Origin of the sequence: Leisingera sp. ANG-Vp, assembly GCF_000813725.1 — a bacterium.
In the GTDB taxonomy this organism is placed as follows: Bacteria; Pseudomonadota; Alphaproteobacteria; order Rhodobacterales; family Rhodobacteraceae; genus Leisingera.
The window spans coordinates 11,679-29,580 of record NZ_JWLD01000010.1 but is presented as its reverse complement, the minus strand read 5'-3'; the positions used below and the strand labels follow the sequence as shown (position 1 = coordinate 29,580).

Sequence of the window (17,902 nt, the reverse complement as noted above, 5' to 3'; positions counted from 1 at the left end):
ACCGCCTTGCCCGCCGCAATCGCGGCGGGGCTGGCGGCAAAGGCGCTTTCGTTCTGGGCGAGGGAAATGACCCCCTCGCCGCCGAGATCCGCCAGCGCATAAGGCGCCATGGCGGCAACATGGGGAACCGCGCGGATCATTTGGAACCTCCATAGGTGCTTGCGCCTTCCTCAGTCACCAACCCACACTTCAGGTCCAGTGCCAGGGCATCCGGATCGCGTTCCGCCGGGTCGCCAAAGCCGCCGCCGCCGGGGGTTTCAAAGATCAGGTAGTCGCCTGCCTCCACCCGCAACTCGCCTTTGCCGGGGATGTCCTGCTCGCCGTCGCGGAAGCGGATGCGGCCCGGGGCTCCGGGTTGCCCGCCCATGCGGCCAAGCGCCGGGAACTTCAAGCGCTCCACCGACAGGAACACGATGAAAGGTGCGTCGTTGGAGGCCGTCATTTCGATCCGCTGGCCGAGGCCGCCGCGGTATTTGCCGGCACCGCCGGAGTCGGGCCGCAGCTCGCGCCGCCACATCACCACCGGGGCCACTGCCTCGGTGATCTCCACCTGAGAGCCATAAACGCCAGAGGGAAATGCCGCTGCCGACAGCCCGTCCGCATGGGGCCGCGCGCCAGTACCGCCGTTGTGGACAGGCTCGATGGCAAACTCGCGGCCGCCGTCGCGGGCCACTTCCGGCGCGTGGCGCATGGGCAAGTCGAACATGCAGCTGGCACCCTCGGCCGGCACCTGATCCGGCAGCGCCTGATGCAGGCAGCCCAGCACCAGATCCGGCGTCACCTGCCCCAGTGTATGGCGCATCGCCACCGGCACCGGACGCTGGGCGTTCAGGATGCAGCCCTTGGGGCCGTCCACCGTAAACAGCTCCAGCGAACCGGCATTGTTCGGAATATCCGGGCCGACAATGCAGCGCAGCGCAAACACCGTATAGGCGGTGGCATAGTTCAGGGGCACGTTGATGCCTTTGCCCGAACAGCCCGAAGTGCCGGTGAAATCAACATGCATGCCGTCCTTGGTGACGGTCAGCGTGGCGTGCAATTCCAGCTCGTTCTCATAGCCGTCCATTTTCAAGACGTTCTTGTAGACACCCTCGGGCACCTCGGCGATGGCCTCCAGCGTTCCGCGGCGGGAGGTGTCGATGATATAGGACCCCAGCGCATCCAGATCGTCGATGCGGAACTCCTCCATCATGTCGACCAGCCGCGTCACCCCGGCCTCGCAGCAGGCAATCAAAGCATAGATGTCGCCCTCATTGGCAATCGGCTCTCGACTGTTGGCCCGGATGATGTCCATCAGCAGCGCGTTCGGCTCGCCTTCCTCGACCAGCTTGCAGGGCGGGATCAGCAGGCCCTCGTCGTAGATATCCGAGCCTTCCGGCCCCATGCCAAGGCCGCCCAGGTCCACCAGATGCGAGGTGCAGGAGGTGAAGCCGACCACCTTGCCGTCCTTGAACGCGGGCATCATCAGCAGGAAGTCGTTCAGATGCCCCGAAGCCAGCCAGGGATCGTTGGTCATGTAGATATCGCCGGGCTTCATGTTCTGCACCGGGAAGCGCTCGCGCAGGTGCATGACGGCTTCGGCCATGGTGTTGATATGGCCCGGAGTGCCGGTCACAGCCTGAGCCAGCATCCGGCCCTGCACGTCAAAGATACCGGCCGAAATGTCGCCGCATTCGCGCACGATGGGGCTAAACGCGGCACGGATCAGGGTCTGACCCTGCTCCTCGACCACCGCCAGCAGGCGGTTCCACATGACTTGAAGGCGGGCCGACGAGAGGGCCTGTGAAAGATCGGCAGCCATTATGCGCCTCCTTTCTGGTCGTCTTTCTGATCCTGGATCAGGACGAGGTTACCAATTGCATCCACATGGGCGGAGAAATCCGCCGACACCAGCGTGGTGGTTTGCGGTTCGGTGATCAGAGCGGGGCCGCAGACGCGGTCGCCGGGCTTCAGGTTGTCGCGCGGCACAAAGGCCGCCTGTTTCACTGTGCCGTCCACGTCGCAGGTGACCGGACGGAAGGCCTCGGCCCAGATGTTCTTCAGCTCCGGTGTCTCAGGCACAGCTGCCGCCTCGGCATCCGGGGTGGCCACCCGCACCGCCCAGTTCAGGATCTCAATCTTCATCCCCGGTACCGGGCGCGAGAACTGTTTGGCATACTCAGTTTCAAAGGCTGCCGTCAGCGGCCCCAGATCCTCCGCCGCCAGGTCACGGTCCGGCAGGGAGATCTCGATCTCATGCCCCTGCCCGTTATAGCGCATGAAGGCGGTGCGCTGCACTTCGGTCGGCGCATCGCCCGCACCCTGCGCCACAACCGATTTCGCCTCATCAATCATCTGAGTGAACAGGCCGTTGATGCTGCCCATATCCATGGTTTCCAAGAGCGAATAGCGCGAGCGCACAATCTCAAAGCTGACCGGCGCAAACAGGAAACCCACGGCTGAGCCCACGCCCGGGTTCGGCGGGATCACGATGCGGGACACACCAGCAGAGCGCGCCACCCGGCTCGCATGCAGCGGGCCGTTGCCGCCAAAGGCAATCATTGTGCGCGGGCCGAGGTCCTTACCCGATTCCACTGCATGCATCCGGCCGGCGCTCGCCATGCTTTCATCCACGATGCGGCTGACGCCGTCGGCCGAGCCAACCCCGTCCAGATCCAGCTTGCTGCCGATCACCCGGGCCAGCGATTCTTTTGACGCTTCCGGGTCGATCTTGATATGCCCCTCGGCAAAGGTGTCCGGCACGATGTAGCCCAGCGTGATGTCGCTGTCGGTCACCGTCGGCTCGGTGCCACCGCGGCCAAAGGCCACCGGGCCGGGCTCAGAACCCGCCGATTTCGGCCCCACGGTCAAACGCCCCAGCCGGTCCACCCCGGCAATTGAGCCGCCGCCGGCGCCGATCTCAATCATCTCGATCACCGGAATGCGCACCGGCATGCCCGAGCCCTTGATGAAGCGCGCCGCGCGGGCGATTTCGAACTGGCGCGAGGTCTGCGGGCGGGCGTTGTCGATCAAGCACAGCTTGGCGGTGGTGCCGCCAACGTCAAAAGACAGCACCTGGTCCAGCCCGGCGCGGGCCGCGATGCGGGCAGCCAGAATGGCGCCGCCTGCGGGGCCGGACTCCACCAGCCGGATCGGGAAGCGCGCCGCGGTCTGAATGGTGCACATGCCGCCGCCCGCAGTCATCATCAGGATCGGGCAGGTCACACCTTCCGCCGCAAAACGCTCGGCAAAGCGCGCCAGATAGGTCTCCATCAGCGGCTGGATATAGGCGTTGGCCACGGTGGTGCAGAGCCGGTCGAACTCCCGCGCTTCGGGGCTGACTTCCGAAGAAATCGAGACCGTCAGGCCGGGGCGCCGCTCGGCCAATGTATCGCGCAGCCAGCGCTCGTGATCGGGGTTGGCATAGGAGTGCATCAGGCAGATTGCCACCGCCTCGGCGCCGCAGGCGTCCAACTCCTCAATCAGCGCCTCAACCGTGCTGTCTTCCATGCCGATCAGCACGTCGCCTTCTGCCGACATCCGCTCGCGGATGGTCAGAGAGCGCTCGCGCGGCACCAGCAGGTCCGGCTTTTCCAGGTTGATGTCATACTGCGAGTAGCGCCGCTCATAGGCGATTTCCAGAATGTCCCGGAAGCCCTCGGTCGTGACCGTCGCCACCGTGGCGCCGCGCCGCTCGATCAGCGCGTTGGTGGCCAGGGTGGTGCCGTGGATGAAGCCGGTCACCTCGCCCAAAGACCGGCCCGATTGCGCCATCACCCGCGCCGCGCCTTCCATCGCGCCGTCAGCCGGGTTCTGATGCGTTGTCAGGGTCTTGGTCGAGGCAAGAATAGTGTCTTCACCCGCCACCAGCACGGTGTCGGTAAAGGTGCCGCCAATATCAATGGCAAGGCGCAGCGCCACTTTGGCGCCAGTAGATGGTGATGTCATGGGTCATTCCTTAGGTAGTATTCCGATTCTTGCTCCGCCCCGAAAAGGGCGTGACATCAGAAATGTGGCACCAGATCGCACCCTGTTGCGCGGCGCTCGAGGCGTTTGGGAATGAAGCTGTGTTTCATGTTGTTTACCTTGCTCAAGCTCAATTGGGCATCATTTCCGAAAATGATTGGCGAACCCAAGAGCGACGAAGACCGTTCGGATACCAAGCTACGGCCGGGTCAGCTAGTTGGGAGAATTGCCGGGCCAGCTACACTTCATGGGCTTCGAGATTTGCAACCCAAGACGTTTACGTCAGGCGAACCACCAACGCTCATGAGCCTTGCCGCCGTCCATTTCCCAGTTTGCGGCAACCTCGCCATAGGCCACGGTTTTGGCCACACCCATGATGTGGTTAGCGAACATTGGCACCAGAGCGCCTCCATCATTATACACCAAGGTCTGGGCCTCTGCGTAAAGTGAGCGGCGTTTCGTGTCATCCAACTCGGCACGGGCTTCAAGCACAACTGAATTGAAGCGATCAGCTGCCTCCCCGGAACGCCAAGCGGTTTCGTTCCACTCCGTATCACTTGTGTAAGCCGAAGCGAACATCCAATCCTCAGTTGGCCTGCCCGACCAGTAGGAGAAGGACCAGGGCTTCTTGTTCCAGACATTGGACCAGTAACCATCCGAGGGTTCACGAACCACTTCGATGTCAATCCCGGCTTCTGCCGCGGAGGCGGCGATCAACTGGGCCGCATCCACCGCACCGGTAAAGGCCGCATCCGAAGAAGACAGCTGTATCCGACCACTATGGCCCGACTTCTTGTAGTGGTGCGCTGCCCTTTCCGAGTCGAATTCGCGCTGAGGTAATTCGGTGTTGAAATAGCGGTTCGCTGTCGAAATCGGATGGTCATTACCTAGCGAACCATGACCCAGTAAGATCTTATCCACAAGTTCTTGACGTTTTACTGCCAGCTTCAGTGCCATGCGAAGATCGTAATTGTCGAAGGGCGCGGCATCCACGCGCATAGGCACGGTGTAGTGAAGTGTCGATGTCTTTTCGAGGATGTTTATGTTAGGCGCTCGGCCTAACAGAGACACGGTTTTCGGGTCAATCCGGTCGATCGCATGAACATCACCGTTCAGAAGCGCTGTTTGTCGTGCGGTCGGATCGATGATTGAAAGGAACTCCACCTCATCGAAATGCGCTCGATCGGATTTGAAGTAGTTTGGGAAGCGCTTGGCTTTGACGCGCACACCTGGCTCGAAGGTCTCGATCACATAACCGCCAGTGCCGATGCCGCCCTGCGGATCGATTAAAGCACCGTCTTTCGAGGGTAGGACGATCAAGTGGTAATCGGACAGGACATATGGGAAGTCGGCATTGGCCCCATCAAGAACGAAGACTACGTTATTTCCTTCAGCTCGCATTTCCTTGATCTGCGACACCAGTCCATTCACCGCTGATTTCGATCCTTCTCCTCGGTGATGGTCGATAGTGGCGATGACGTCGTCAGGGCTCAACGTCTGACCATTGTGGAACTCAATCCCCCGCCGTATTTTGAATAGCCAGGTGACGGCGTCATCAGACGTATAGCTCTCGGCCAATTCCATCTGGAGGTTACCGTCAGCGTCAACTTCCACTAGGTTGTTGCCATAGAGGTAAGCCATCGCAGTGTTGATGGTGCCTTCGTAAGTAGCAGGATCAAGGCTGTCGGTAGTTGAACCACTACCGAAACCTATTTTAAAAGTGCCACCCTTTCGAGGAGTCGAGGCTATTGCTCGCCCAGCCAGACTCGAGTTAACCGAGGCCGAGAGGCCGACGGCAAGGGTGTTGGCTATGAAGCTTCGGCGCGAAAGCCCGCCTCGGGACGAGGTCGGCAACTGAGTGAAGTGTGATCCAGACTTCCGGGCGATCATAGAAGATCCTCCACTGTTGTTCGTTTTGTTTTCGCCATGAGAGACACAACGACTGGCACAGCCATTGCAAAACCTGCGACACTCCGCAGAGATGAACTCGGCGGCGAACGCGATGAACACAAGTGATCAAGAGCCAGTATGTAAATGTATGAAGCTGATGCGCCTCTCTGCTCAAGCAAAGAAAACAGCTGCCAGGCGTCTGGTTTCTTTGCAACAATACGCTAGTTGCTTTGGTAAAATAAGCGCCAGCCTTCAAGTCCCGCGAGGTGAAGTTTCTAGGAGCGCCTATGCATCCCTTACTGGTAACTGTACTTAAGCGTCTAGCTCTTGGTGCCGTGACTCTTTTCATTGTTTCAATCATCATCTTCAGTTCTATCCAGATGCTTCCCGGCGACTTCGGGCAGGCGGTTTTGGGGCAGGCGGCAACCGAAGAGGCTGTTGCTGCATTTCGTGCTGAGCTTGGCCTCGACCGGCCAGCTTGGCTGCGCTATTTTGATTGGGTTGGATCTGTCGCTAGGGGTGATCTTGGCACTTCTTTCTCAGGGCGGGCCAGTTCTGGTGTGGACCGTTCTCGCCCTGTAGTCGAGCTGGTGGCGCCGCGTTTGTGGAACACCATGTTTCTAGCAGGGCTTGCTGGCGTGATTTCGGTCCCACTGGCAATGCTCCTTGGTATTACCACGGCTCTGTGGCGCAACTCCCGGTATGATAAGCTGGCGAGTGCGAGCACACTCACTGCGATTTCTTTTCCTGAGTTCTTCGTTGCATATATCCTGATCCTGCTGTTAGGCACACTTTGGATCGGGTTGCCGACACTGGCCATTGTTGAGCCGGGCATGCCGTTAGGTGAGCGCATTCTGAAATGCCTCTTACCCGCTATGACTCTTACGCTGGTAATTGTGGCGCATATGATGCGCATGACCCGCGCCGCGCTAATTAACCTTCTTGCCTCGCCCTATATTGAGATGGCGCGCCTGAATGGTGAAAGCGCCACCCGCGTTATTTTGAGACATGCCCTGCCCAATGCCTGGGCGCCGATTGCAACAGTGATTGCCTTTAATCTTGCCTATCTGGTGGTGGGGGTCGTCGTGGTAGAGGTGGTCTTTGTCTACCCCGGTGTTGGACAGTTGATGGTTGATGCAGTCAACACGCGCGACATTCCGGTGGTTCAGGCCTGCGCGCTGATTTTTGCCGCCACTTATATCCTGCTTAATCTGTTCGCCGACGTCATCGGCATCATGACCAACCCGAGGCTTTTGTATCCGAAATGAGCTATCAGAGAAACAGCTATTCTGCCGTGGCCGAGGTTGACCGCAGCCGTCGCACCTATCGTCAAAGCCTGTGGTTTGAGCTGAGAAAGGCGCCGCCCACGGCCCTATTTGGGCTTTTTGTCATTGCATTTTATGTGATGATAGCCATCGGGGCGCCTTGGATTGCTCCCTACGGAGAAAGCCAGGTCTTTTCCCAACCCTATGGCTCTTGGTCGAACGAGCATTGGTTAGGCACCGACCAGATTGGCCGTGACATCCTTTCAAGGTTGATCTATGGCGCTCGAAATACAATAGGCATCGCCTTTGTTACCACACTGCTTGCATTCGTAGTAGGCGGGGGGCTGGGTCTAGTTGCCTCAATAAATCGCGGCTGGCTAGACCAATTGATCAGCCGAGGCGTTGATGTCCTGATGGCAATCCCAAGTTTGATCTTTGCGCTAATGCTGCTGTCAATTTTTGGCTCTTCAGCCTTGTCGCTTATCCTGATCATAGCGCTGTTGGATTCGACGCGCGTGTTTCGCCTTACACGGGCAGTGGCCGTGAACGTTGCGGTGATGGAATACGTAGAAGCCGCAGTGCTGCGCGGTGAGAGAGTGGGCTGGGTGATGCGGCGGGAGATCCTGCCCAATATCATGCCGCCGCTGGTGGCCGAATTTGGCTTGCGCTTCTGCTTCGTGTTCCTGACCATTGCAGCTCTATCCTTTTTGGGAGTCGGAATTCAGCCCCCGACTGCAGATTGGGGAACCATGGTTCGTGAAAACGCTAATATGGTGCAATTTGCCAAATTTGACCTTAAGGCAGGGCTGACGCCGCTTCTTCCTGCCACTGCAATCGCGCTAATCACCGTAGCCGTGAATTTTGTGGTCGATTGGTTTCTCCACAAGGCCAGTGGCCTGCGGGATGAGTATTGAGTAGCGGCGTATAGGGACTTTAGAAATGATCCAAGCTTCAATTGGTTTGCAAAGAACGGCCCAATCCAGTGACCTGCTGCTTGAAATGCGCGATATTCGCATAGAAGGTTATACTGAAGAAAAATGGAACCCGATAATCAAGGGGATCAACCTTTCCTTGAAACGGGGTGAGGTGCTTGGATTAATTGGAGAAAGTGGCGCTGGAAAATCTACCTTGGGCAAGGCTGCGATGGGTTATACCCAACCAGGTTGCCGTATCACAGGTGGCTCAATCATTTTCGATGGCGAAGACATGCGAGCCAAAGCCCAGAGCGAACTGCAACACATATGGGGCAGCCGTATCACCTACGTGGCACAATCCGCCGCGGCTAGTTTCAACCCGGCACATCGGCTGATTGACCAGACCGTCGCCGCCACTGTACGCGAAGGACTGCAAAGCGCGGAAGCCGCGCGGACGGATGCCCGAAAATTGTTTGACTCACTGGCGCTGCCCCATCCCGAGACGATTGGCAACCGGTATCCGCATCAGGTTTCGGGAGGGCAGTTACAGCGGATTATGACCGCTATGGCTTTGTCGCCGCGCCCTGATTTGATCATCTTCGACGAGCCGACCACTGCTCTGGACGTAACCACCCAAGTTGAGGTTTTGTCCGCCATGCGTAAGGTCGTGGACGAATTCAATACAGCCGCAATCTATATCACACATGACCTTGCGGTGGTTGCGCAGATGGCAGATCGAATCAAGGTTTTACGCTATGGGCAAGAGATTGAAGAGGCGGAAACTCACCAGATGTTGACTGCTCCTCGTGAGGATTACACCAAATCACTTTGGTCAGTGCGCGCTTTGCATAAGGAGCCGGAAACTTCGGAGGACATCGTGCTGGAACTCGACGAAATTGACGCCTCTTATGGTAAGTCGGTCCAGGTCCTGCACAATGTTTCAATCCGTCTTCCAAGAGGCAAGACTGTTTCTATTGTTGGAGAAAGCGGTTCGGGAAAATCCACGACGGCACGTGTACTAACCGGGCTTCTACCAGCGAGTAACGGCGAAGTACGCTTTAATGGCGACATATTGCCAACAGAAATGAAAAACCGATCGCGTGATCAATTGCGCCGGATCCAGATGATCTACCAAATGGCGGATACGGCGATGAATCCGCGTCAGACCGTGGGTGAAATCATCGGGCGCCCAATAGAATTCTACCACGGAGTTAAGGGGCTCGACCGAGAATCGCGGGTGATCGAACTTTTAGAGCAGATCGAGCTGAATGAGAGCTTCTTCGATCGCCTGCCAAGTGAACTTTCCGGGGGGCAAAAACAGCGCATCTGTATCGCTCGTGCCTTAGCGGCGGACCCGGAAGTCGTCATTTGTGACGAGGTAACCTCTGCGTTGGATCAGATCGTTCAAGAAGGGATCCTGCGACTGTTGATGAGATTGCAGGAGGAACGCAACATCTCCTATCTGTTCATCACTCACGACATTGCAACGGTGAAAGCAATTTCGGATGAGATTGTGGTTATGCTGAATGGCCGTGTTGTAGAACAGGGCCAAAAGAACAAAGTGCTTTCGCCTCCCTACCCAGAATACACTCGCCATCTGTTGAGTTCAGTGCCGGAAATGGACCCAGATTGGTTAAAACGGCGAAATGCTAGCAGAATATAGCCGATCACCCCCCCCCTCCTTGAATAATCAGGAGTTGTTTATTGCTTCGCAAAACTCTCATTTTAGTTGCACTTCGACTAATCCCGTTTTCTTGCGGAGTGGCTGTTCACGCGAATATCCATCCAAGATGTAAATGGTCGCGGACAATAGAAAGAGCTCTAAGATCTACGGATGGCCCATGAATAAAAGCATTTATAAGAACGGCTATGAAGAGCTGCGCCGGGTGCGGCAGCAGAGCCGGGGACTGTACTGGTTCACCGGTATCTTCAGCTTCTTTGTGAACCTGCTGATGCTGACCGGCCCATTGTATATGATGCAGGTCTATGACCGGGTGCTCGGCAGCCGCTCCGAGGCGACGCTGCTGGCGCTGTCTCTGCTGGTGGTGTTTCTCTACGGCATGATGGGGCTGCTGGATTATGCCCGCGGCCGGATCATGGCGCGGGTGGGTGCACGGTTCCAGGCGGCGCTCGACAAACGGGTTTTCGATGCGATGATCCGCCGTTCAGCGGTGGCACAGGATCAGACGGCGCAAACCGGCCTCAGCGATCTGGAATCGGTGCAGAGGCTGATCTCCTCACCGGTGCTGACCGCTGCCTTCGACCTGCCTTGGACGCCGGTGTTCCTGGCGGGCATCGCCTTGTTCCACCCCTGGCTGGGCTTGCTGGCACTGGCGGGCGGCGCGGTGCTGGTGGTGATTGCCATCTTTAACCAGCTGTTCACCCGGCTGCCGATGCAAAAGGCCAACATGACCGGCCATAAGGCCAACCTGATGTCCGAAGAAATCCGCAACGAAGCGGAGATGATCCAGTCGATGGGCATGCGCGGCGCCTCGTTCGAACGCTGGAAACAGGCCCGTGACGCGGCGCTGACGGACAGCGTGGCTGCCAATGACACCGGCGGCGGCTTCACCACGCTGACCAAGACGCTGCGGCTGTTCCTGCAGTCGGCGATGCTGGGCCTGGGCGCCTATCTGGTGCTGCAGAACGAGGTGACACCCGGTGCGATGATTGCCGGCTCGATCCTGATGGGCCGGGCGCTGGCGCCGATCGAGTTGGGGCTGGGCCAATGGGCATTGGTGCAGCGGGCGATGAAGGGCTGGCACAGCCTGGCCGAATTGCTGGACAAGGTGCCGGAAGAGGCCGAACGCACCGCGCTCCCGAAGCCAAAGGCGCTTTTGGAAGTGCAGGGGCTGGCGATTGTGCCGCCGAGCAGCAACACGCCTTTGCTGCGAAATGTGAATTTCCGGGTGCAGCCGGGGCAGGCGATCGGGGTGATCGGGCCTTCGGGCTCGGGCAAATCAACCCTGGCGCGGGCACTGACCGGGGTCTGGCGCCCCGCGGCGGGCTCTGTGCGCTTGGATGGCGCCGCGCTGGACCAGTATGCACCGGATGTGCTGGGCGGCCATATCGGTTACCTGCCGCAGCGGGTGCAGGTGTTTGATGGCACCATCGCCCAGAATATCGCCCGCTTGCAGCAGCAGCCGGACGCTGAAAAGGTGGTGGAAGCGGCCCGGAAGGCCGCAGCGCATGAGATGATCCTGAAGCTGCCCGAAGGCTATGACACGCGGGTTAATGCCACCGGCGGGCGCCTCTCGGGCGGACAGATGCAGCGGGTGGGGCTGGCGCGGGCGCTCTATGCCGATCCTGTTATCGTCATTCTGGATGAACCGAACTCGAACCTCGACAATGAAGGCTCGATTGCCCTTAACCAGGCGATCAAGCAGATCAAGGCCGAGGGGCGCTCGGTGCTGATCATGGCGCACCGGCCGGCGGCGATCCAGGAGTGTGATATGCTGCTGGTGATCGACAAGGGCACCCAGACGGCCTTCGGCCCCAAGGACAAGGTGCTGCAGGAAATGGTCGCCAACCATCAGAATATCCGCCAGGCCACTGGCGCAGGAGGTGTGCGATGAGCGTGGAAAGCAACTGGCCCGCGCGGCGGCCGCTGATCATCGGCCTCTTGGCAATGGTAATCCTGGTTGGCGGCTTCGGCTCCTGGTCGGTGCTGTCGTCGATTTCCGGCGCGGTGGTGGCGACGGGCAAGATCGAGGTCGACCGCAACCGCCAAGTGGTGCAGCATCTTGACGGCGGCATCGTGGCCGAGATTCTGGTCGACGAGGGAGACACCGTGGCCGAAGGCGCAACGCTGCTGCGGCTCGATGCCAACGAGCTCACCTCGCAGCTGTTGATCACTGAAGGCCAGCTGTTCGAGCTGATGGCGCGCCGCGGCCGCCTGGAAGCCGAGCGCGACACCGCCGCTGATATCATCTTTGACCCGGAGCTGCTGAGGATTGCCGAAGACCGACCTGATGTGATGGATCTGGTGCAGGGCCAGGACCGGCTGTTCCAGGCTCGCAAGGACACCACTGCCCGCGAGATCGAGCAGCTGGAGAAGCGCCGGGTGCAGATCGAGGAGCAGATCCGCGGCATCCAGGCGCAGCAGCAATCACTGAAGGTGCAGCTGGATCTGATCGGCGAGGAGCTGGGCAATCAGCAGTCCCTTTTGGACCGCGGCCTGGCGCAGGCTGCGACGGTGCTGAACCTGCGCCGCACCCAGGCCAGCCTTGACGGCCAGCTGGGTGAGCTTGTGGCCTCCGAAGCGCAGGCGGGAGGCCGCATCACCGAGATTGACATCGAGATCTTGAAACTGGGCTCCGGCCAGCGCGAGGAGGCGATCAGCCGCCTGCGCGACCTGCGCTACCAGGAACTGGAACTGGCCGAGACCCGGCGTTCGCTGCAAGGGCGGCTGGCGCGGCTTGATATTACCGCACCGGTCTCCGGAATTGTCTACGGGCTGCAGGTGCAGACCCCGCGCTCGGTGATCCGCCCGGCAGACCCGGTGCTGTATCTGGTGCCGCAGGACCGTCCTCTGGTGATCGCTGCGCAGGTGGCGCCCACGGACATTGACCAGCTTTACACGGGGCAGGAGGTGACCTTGCGGTTTTCGGCGCTGGACCAGCGCAGCACACCCGAGCTGTTCGGGCATGTCACCCAGGTATCAGCGGATGCGTTTGAGGATCAGGGCAGCGGCTTGTCCTATTACCGGGCCGAGATTGAACTTAACCCCGGCGAACGCGGCCGTCTGCCGGCCGGAACCGTGCTGATCCCGGGGATGCCGGTGGAAAGCTACATCCGCACGGCGGACCGCTCGCCTTTGGCCTATCTGGTCAAGCCGCTGACAGACTACTTCGTGAAAGCCTTCCGCGAAAGCTGAAGATGTGAATGTATCGACATAACTAAACAAGGAAAAATGGGGGCAATCCTGGGTGGCTCTGTTGTGCAAATCGAATGATAGCCGAACTATACCCTTCCCCGGACAGACTTATCCGAGGACCTCAGTAGCGGGCATGCCTAGCGCGGTGTAGCCGTTCAGGACGGCGATACGGACTGAGGATCTCGGCGACCCAGCGGTCGACGTCCCGTGCCATGAGGCCCTGCCCCAGAAGTTTCATTCAGTGCAGCTTTGTTTCGACGCGGCTCCGGCGGTGGTATTCCAAGGCCCTCAGCACCTCGTTTCTGGCAACCGCACTGGCGGTGGAGGTCTTCCATGGTTTTACATTCCAGCGGGAGGAATGACGGAATGAGCGCCTTAAGCCGCTATGGCATCGCGTCAGTTCCTCGTTTCGCAGGCCCTGTCAGCCGGGACGCTGGCGATTTCCCGATCCGACGGGATCTGATCGAGCAATTCGGGCAGCATAGGCGCATCGCCGGCATGGCTCCCGGTGATCTCGACTGCCCGGATCTCCAAGGTTTGCTAATCTACCCCTAGGCGGAACTTGCGCCAGACGCGGCGTTTGAAGCCACCTAGCCTGCGCGCATGCCATTTGCCCTCCACCTTTGTCGATCAGCAGGTGCAGCAGGCCCCGCGAGCCGCGATAGGGGGTGTTGACGGCGAGGGTGCTGAAGTCGGGCACCTGCCAATCCAGCCTGACCAGCCGCAGCAGGCTCGGCCGTCTGCCGCAACGCCATGCCGGACAGCACCTGCATCGTGAAGCAGGTCTGAATGGCGGTATCGTTGCAGGTCTGCCGACGGCCGCGCCTGCCAGTTGGGGCGGCCTCCCAGTTCATCGCGGGGTTTTACCAGATCGTCAGCGAGTCCAGGCGCTTGAGCGTTTCGTTATAGGCGGGCCAGTTTCCGGTCTTGTAAGTAAGAGGTGCCAGTCTGCTCTTGCCATCCTGCTATCACTCTGGATTCACAAATGAATCCATCACGGAATTTGCACAACAGAGCGTTTTGGAACCAATCAAAGATTGGTCTCTCTATGAAAATATTTCTAACGACCTGAGTACGCTTCTTTCACGTGCTTTCAGCTCTCAAATCCATAAGCTTTCTGCACACCACTCATCATACGACTCTTTGGATCAGGCCATGTTCCAAGCGTCCGCACAAATACACTGCATCTAAGGAGAGAGCAATGGCAATGAAACACAACTGGGCTGATTTGTGCTCCTCAATCACCATTCACGACGGCCATGTAAAAATGCATTTTGGCGTCGTAGATCCAGTACGTCCCAAAGACAATGAGGACGGTAAGCTGATGAAACCCGGCATTAGAGTTTCTGGGACAGAAGTGATGATTATGCCGATATCCGGATTTGTGCAAATGTTGTCTACACTCGACCAAATTCGCAACAACGCAACAATCAAGAGTGCATTGGAATCACGGCCTCACTCTCAGAGTGGGTTTGGTGAAGAGAAGGAAAATGAAAATTTGTCCAGAAAAGCTGGATAACACCAATTCCAATAGTCGCGAAGATCAATGGGTTCGTGGAAACCGCGAACCAATGAAAACCACTGACGGAGAAGAAGAATGCCTATTTACAAAACCAACAAATCTGGTGAAATCGATATCGACGGCTCTGAGAGTCACAGATATTATATAACACTGGATACGGACTGGTCCTCGAATACTGCTAGGGATTATACAGATGTAAACCAACTACTTAAAAATTCTGTCGGTAGCTACTACGATGATCGCTGGGATCCAGATTACTTTAGTGATCGCGGGGAATATCATTCCGTTCTAATTAATGAAGATATTTTAGATGGCGCTGGTGGAGAAAAGACTATTGTTTTCGAGCAAGACGACGATCTTTTGGTGGTGATGGGTAAATGGAATAGTTGGGATTCTTTGAGCGGAGACTATCACGTAAAGTTCGAAGGGGATGGGGACAATATACTCGTGATCATCGATGATCTTGGGATCCGTGCAGATGCCGGAGTTGGAGACGATTATATTATGTCCGCTGACGGTAATGACACCATCTATGCTGGCAACGGTGATGATTTTATTATTGGCGGCAATGGGGATGATCAGATTTTTGGCGGAGAGGGTAATGACACGATTGAAGCTGGCACCCTTCGTTCTGGCGACAATGATCTGGTTGAGACGGGAAGCGGGCACGACGTTGTCATGGTAGGGCAACCATTTTTGCCCGAAAGCACATCAGGTCCCAGTGATGCCACCATTGCATCTACCTTTCTGGGTTCCTTTGGGTGGGCAACCAATGGATATATCCCAACTGCACCGGATGCATTTCTGAAGTCGCTGCAAGTTACTGCTCAATATGCCATCATCGGCTTTGTTGTTTCAGATATCGCAGAAATGATAAGAGGCGCGGAAACTGTAGATCTTGAATCTCTGGGCCTGCATGATGATGCGCTTACGGTATTGGATTTTGACCCTCGGTATGACATTCTGATGTTCCCTTCTCTTGATGCGAGTCGGTTGAAAGTCGAAGTCACCTCTGATGGAAACACGCCATACCTGAGCACGGCTTATAACGACACGTCATTTGCAAAAATCTTCCTGGGAGAAGACATTCTGCAAGCAGTGGAGACCGAAACAGGCAATGAAATGACGACGGCGGATATAGCGGCCGCGCTGAATTCTTATCAGCATTCCGTAATGGATTTGTCTAAGTCTGGGCTTGAAAATGCCGGGGTTGATACCAGCGACTGGGGCATTGATGACGAGGCTGGGTGGAAGATCCTTGGTTCCACCCCCGGCGGTCATTTCACCGAAGGAAGTGTCGGGGGCGATGTTTTCCATTTGGGCAGCGACAAGAACGACATTTTCTTTGCCGGCAGCGTTATTGGCGCCGGGACGGGGACTCTTGTAACGGACTGGGTTGAATACAGCAGATCCCGCAACGACAGTAGCAGAGCTTTCGGATTTGAAGGCGATGATACACTCGTCGGAGGTAATGGCAATGACAAGCTTTATGGCGGTCTAGGCGATGATCTCTTCATTGGGTTTGGCGGCGCGGATGAGTTCCAAGGCCGTGACGGCTTTAACACAGTATCATACGAGCATGCCAATTCTGCCATTTCGGTAAACCTTTCGGGTGCGGGTTACGCTAATTGGACTGCCAATTCCGCTAATGCCGGCAGAGAAGGATATCTTTATTCAGAATATCTGCTAAATGCCCAGGGTGCACAAATTGGTGTCAACGATGCAGAAGGCGATACCTTAAGGTATATTAACGGAATTATTGGCACGGCCTTTGATGACCGTATAGAGGGCACCGGCCTCGACAACACGCTGGAAGGCGGACGGGGTGCAGACACACTGCGCGGCGAGGAGGGCGTGGACACCCTTTCCTACATCTCATCAGACGCAGCAGTTAATGTTAACCTGCAAACTCAGACTGCGTCAGGCGGCCATGCGCAAGGCGACGACATCGATGGTTCTTTCGAGATCCTCATCGGGTCAGACTATGACGATGTGCTAACCGGGAACGCAAAGGATAACACTATCACAGGGGGAAGAGGCGGAGATACGATTTCCGGCGGGGATGGATTGGACATTGTATCCTATGAGGCTTCTTCTTCGGCAGTGTATATTAACCTCGACGAAAGTGGAGACGCCGACCAGGATAATCGCAATGACGCCGATGGCGTGTGGGTAGGCGGTTTGAACGGTGGGGATGCCACTAACGATGAGCTTGACAGCATCGAAGGCTTGATCGGTTCTTCTTACGATGACCGGCTGGTCGCAAATTCAAGCGCCAATGTCCTTAAAGGAGGGTATGGCAACGACACACTGAAGGGCAAAGGCGGTGATGACACGCTTTACGGCGGAGCTGGCGAAGACATGATCGACGGTGGCAACGGGTTTGACATTGTCTCATACGAAGGTTCCGACTCGGCGGTATTCATCAATATCAACGACGATGGAGACGCATTCCCGAATTATTACACCAGTAACGCCGTAATCGCAGCTGAAGGCGGGCTGAATGGCGGGCATGCTTATAATGATATGATTACAGACATCGAAGGCTTGATCGGTTCTTCTTACAACGACCGGCTTCATGGAAATGATAGCGGCAATTACCTTTCAGGCGGATCCGGATCAGACACCTTGAAAGGTGAAGGTGGAGACGACACAATTGAAGGGGGTGATGGTGGCGACGAACTTTGGGGTGGCGACGGCTTTGACTTCGTATCCTACGAGAATTCGGATGCAGCCGTGTATATTGACCTCGATGGTGATGGGAACGCAAGTTGGAACCGGAATAACACCGCAAACATTGCATACAACGGCGGTGTAAACGGAGGCCATGGCTCAGGGGACACGTTGTATGAATTTGAAGGTATCATCGGTTCTGAACACGATGACATCCTCGAGGGAAACAACAGCGACAATATCATTTATGGAGGCGACGGCGATGACAGGCTTCAAGGCCTGAAAGGCGATGACATCCTCAACGGGGGCGATGGTGCGGACACCTTCGTATATCGTAACGGCGACGACTTCGATACATTCCAGGGTTTCCAAAATGATGTTGACACACTGGATCTGTCGAATTTCGGTTTCGCGGATTTTGCAGAACTGAGCAGCTACCTGAATTACTCCTCTGATGGCGCCATTAAATTTACCCGCTTTGACTTTGGTGGCGGCGACATTCTGGACGTCCAAGGGGTTTCTCTCAGTCAGCTCGAGAATGACGTCATCCTCTAACAGCTTAGTACTTCTGTATGAGGGGCGGGTGTAGACCCGCCCCTCATTCCTTTTTGAGTTATGACTTCTAAGCCTTCACCGTCTCGGCACTGTTGTTTTGACCCTGTCGCCATCCATCGCGGAGGCCAGTGACGAGGCAGTGTTTGGCGCCTGAGCTTTGCAGCATTGACCTCCTCCTTTTCTCAAACAGTTGAATGCGGCCAGCCTGTACACGGCGGGCAGGAAGGGGATCTCCGGACTGTCTTGGGTGCGCTGGCTGTCA

General features: G+C 57.2%; 10 protein-coding genes and 1 pseudogene. 7 read left to right on the top strand and 4 right to left on the bottom strand.

Going from position 1 to position 17,902, the window contains the following annotated elements; all coding sequences use genetic code 11:
- Positions 1–136 precede the first annotated feature (136 nt).
- The 3 genes from RA20_RS04825 to RA20_RS04815 form a co-directional block, all read right to left on the bottom strand.
- Positions 137–1,801 carry a hydantoinase B/oxoprolinase family protein gene (locus tag RA20_RS04825; protein WP_039125201.1) on the bottom strand — a complete coding sequence of 555 codons (1,665 nt, stop codon included), beginning with the start codon at positions 1,799–1,801 and terminating at the stop codon, positions 137–139.
- On the bottom strand, positions 1,801–3,927 hold the full coding sequence (locus RA20_RS04820; protein WP_039125199.1) for a hydantoinase/oxoprolinase family protein: 2,127 nt from the start codon (positions 3,925–3,927) through the stop codon (positions 1,801–1,803). The genes RA20_RS04825 and RA20_RS04820 overlap by 1 nt, the downstream gene beginning before the upstream one ends.
- A gap of 300 nt (positions 3,928–4,227) precedes the next feature.
- Positions 4,228–5,835, bottom strand: a complete 1,608-nt coding sequence (locus RA20_RS04815) for an ABC transporter substrate-binding protein (protein ID WP_052248832.1) — start codon at positions 5,833–5,835, stop codon at positions 4,228–4,230.
- Between the two features lie 287 nt (positions 5,836–6,122).
- Here RA20_RS04815 and RA20_RS04810 point away from each other — a divergent pair, with 287 nt between their 5' ends.
- The 5 genes from RA20_RS04810 (at position 6,123) to RA20_RS04790 (ending at position 12,890) form a co-directional block, all read left to right on the top strand.
- Positions 6,123–7,103 carry an ABC transporter permease gene (locus RA20_RS04810; protein WP_039125197.1) on the top strand — a complete coding sequence of 327 codons (981 nt, stop codon included), beginning with the start codon at positions 6,123–6,125 and terminating at the stop codon, positions 7,101–7,103.
- Positions 7,100–8,014: an ABC transporter permease gene (locus tag RA20_RS04805; protein ID WP_039125195.1), complete on the top strand. Its 915-nt coding sequence runs from the start codon at positions 7,100–7,102 to the stop codon at positions 8,012–8,014. The genes RA20_RS04810 and RA20_RS04805 overlap by 4 nt, the downstream gene beginning before the upstream one ends.
- Positions 8,015–8,039: 25 nt before the next feature.
- A complete protein-coding gene (locus RA20_RS04800; protein ID WP_052248831.1) occupies positions 8,040–9,677 on the top strand; it encodes an ABC transporter ATP-binding protein in 1,638 nt (545 codons plus the stop codon).
- 178 nt (positions 9,678–9,855) lie between these two features.
- On the top strand, positions 9,856–11,589 hold the full coding sequence (locus tag RA20_RS04795; protein WP_039125193.1) for a type I secretion system permease/ATPase: 1,734 nt from the start codon (positions 9,856–9,858) through the stop codon (positions 11,587–11,589).
- Positions 11,586–12,890: an HlyD family type I secretion periplasmic adaptor subunit gene (locus tag RA20_RS04790; RefSeq protein ID WP_039125191.1), complete on the top strand. Its 1,305-nt coding sequence runs from the start codon at positions 11,586–11,588 to the stop codon at positions 12,888–12,890. Before RA20_RS04795 ends, RA20_RS04790 begins: the two co-directional genes overlap by 4 nt.
- Before the next feature lie 108 nt (positions 12,891–12,998).
- Here the strand turns inward: RA20_RS04790 and RA20_RS24920 are convergent.
- Positions 12,999–13,837 (bottom strand): annotated as a pseudogene (locus RA20_RS24920) (IS5 family transposase).
- A gap of 254 nt (positions 13,838–14,091) precedes the next feature.
- Between RA20_RS24920 and RA20_RS25305 the strand changes: the two are divergent.
- Together RA20_RS25305 and RA20_RS04780 are read left to right on the top strand one after the other, a co-directional pair.
- On the top strand, positions 14,092–14,409 hold the full coding sequence (locus tag RA20_RS25305) for a hypothetical protein (RefSeq protein WP_152618437.1): 318 nt from the start codon (positions 14,092–14,094) through the stop codon (positions 14,407–14,409).
- A 78-nt stretch (positions 14,410–14,487) separates the two neighbouring features.
- Positions 14,488–17,640 carry a hypothetical protein gene (locus tag RA20_RS04780; RefSeq protein WP_039125188.1) on the top strand — a complete coding sequence of 1,051 codons (3,153 nt, stop codon included), beginning with the start codon at positions 14,488–14,490 and terminating at the stop codon, positions 17,638–17,640.
- Positions 17,641–17,902 lie beyond the last annotated feature (262 nt).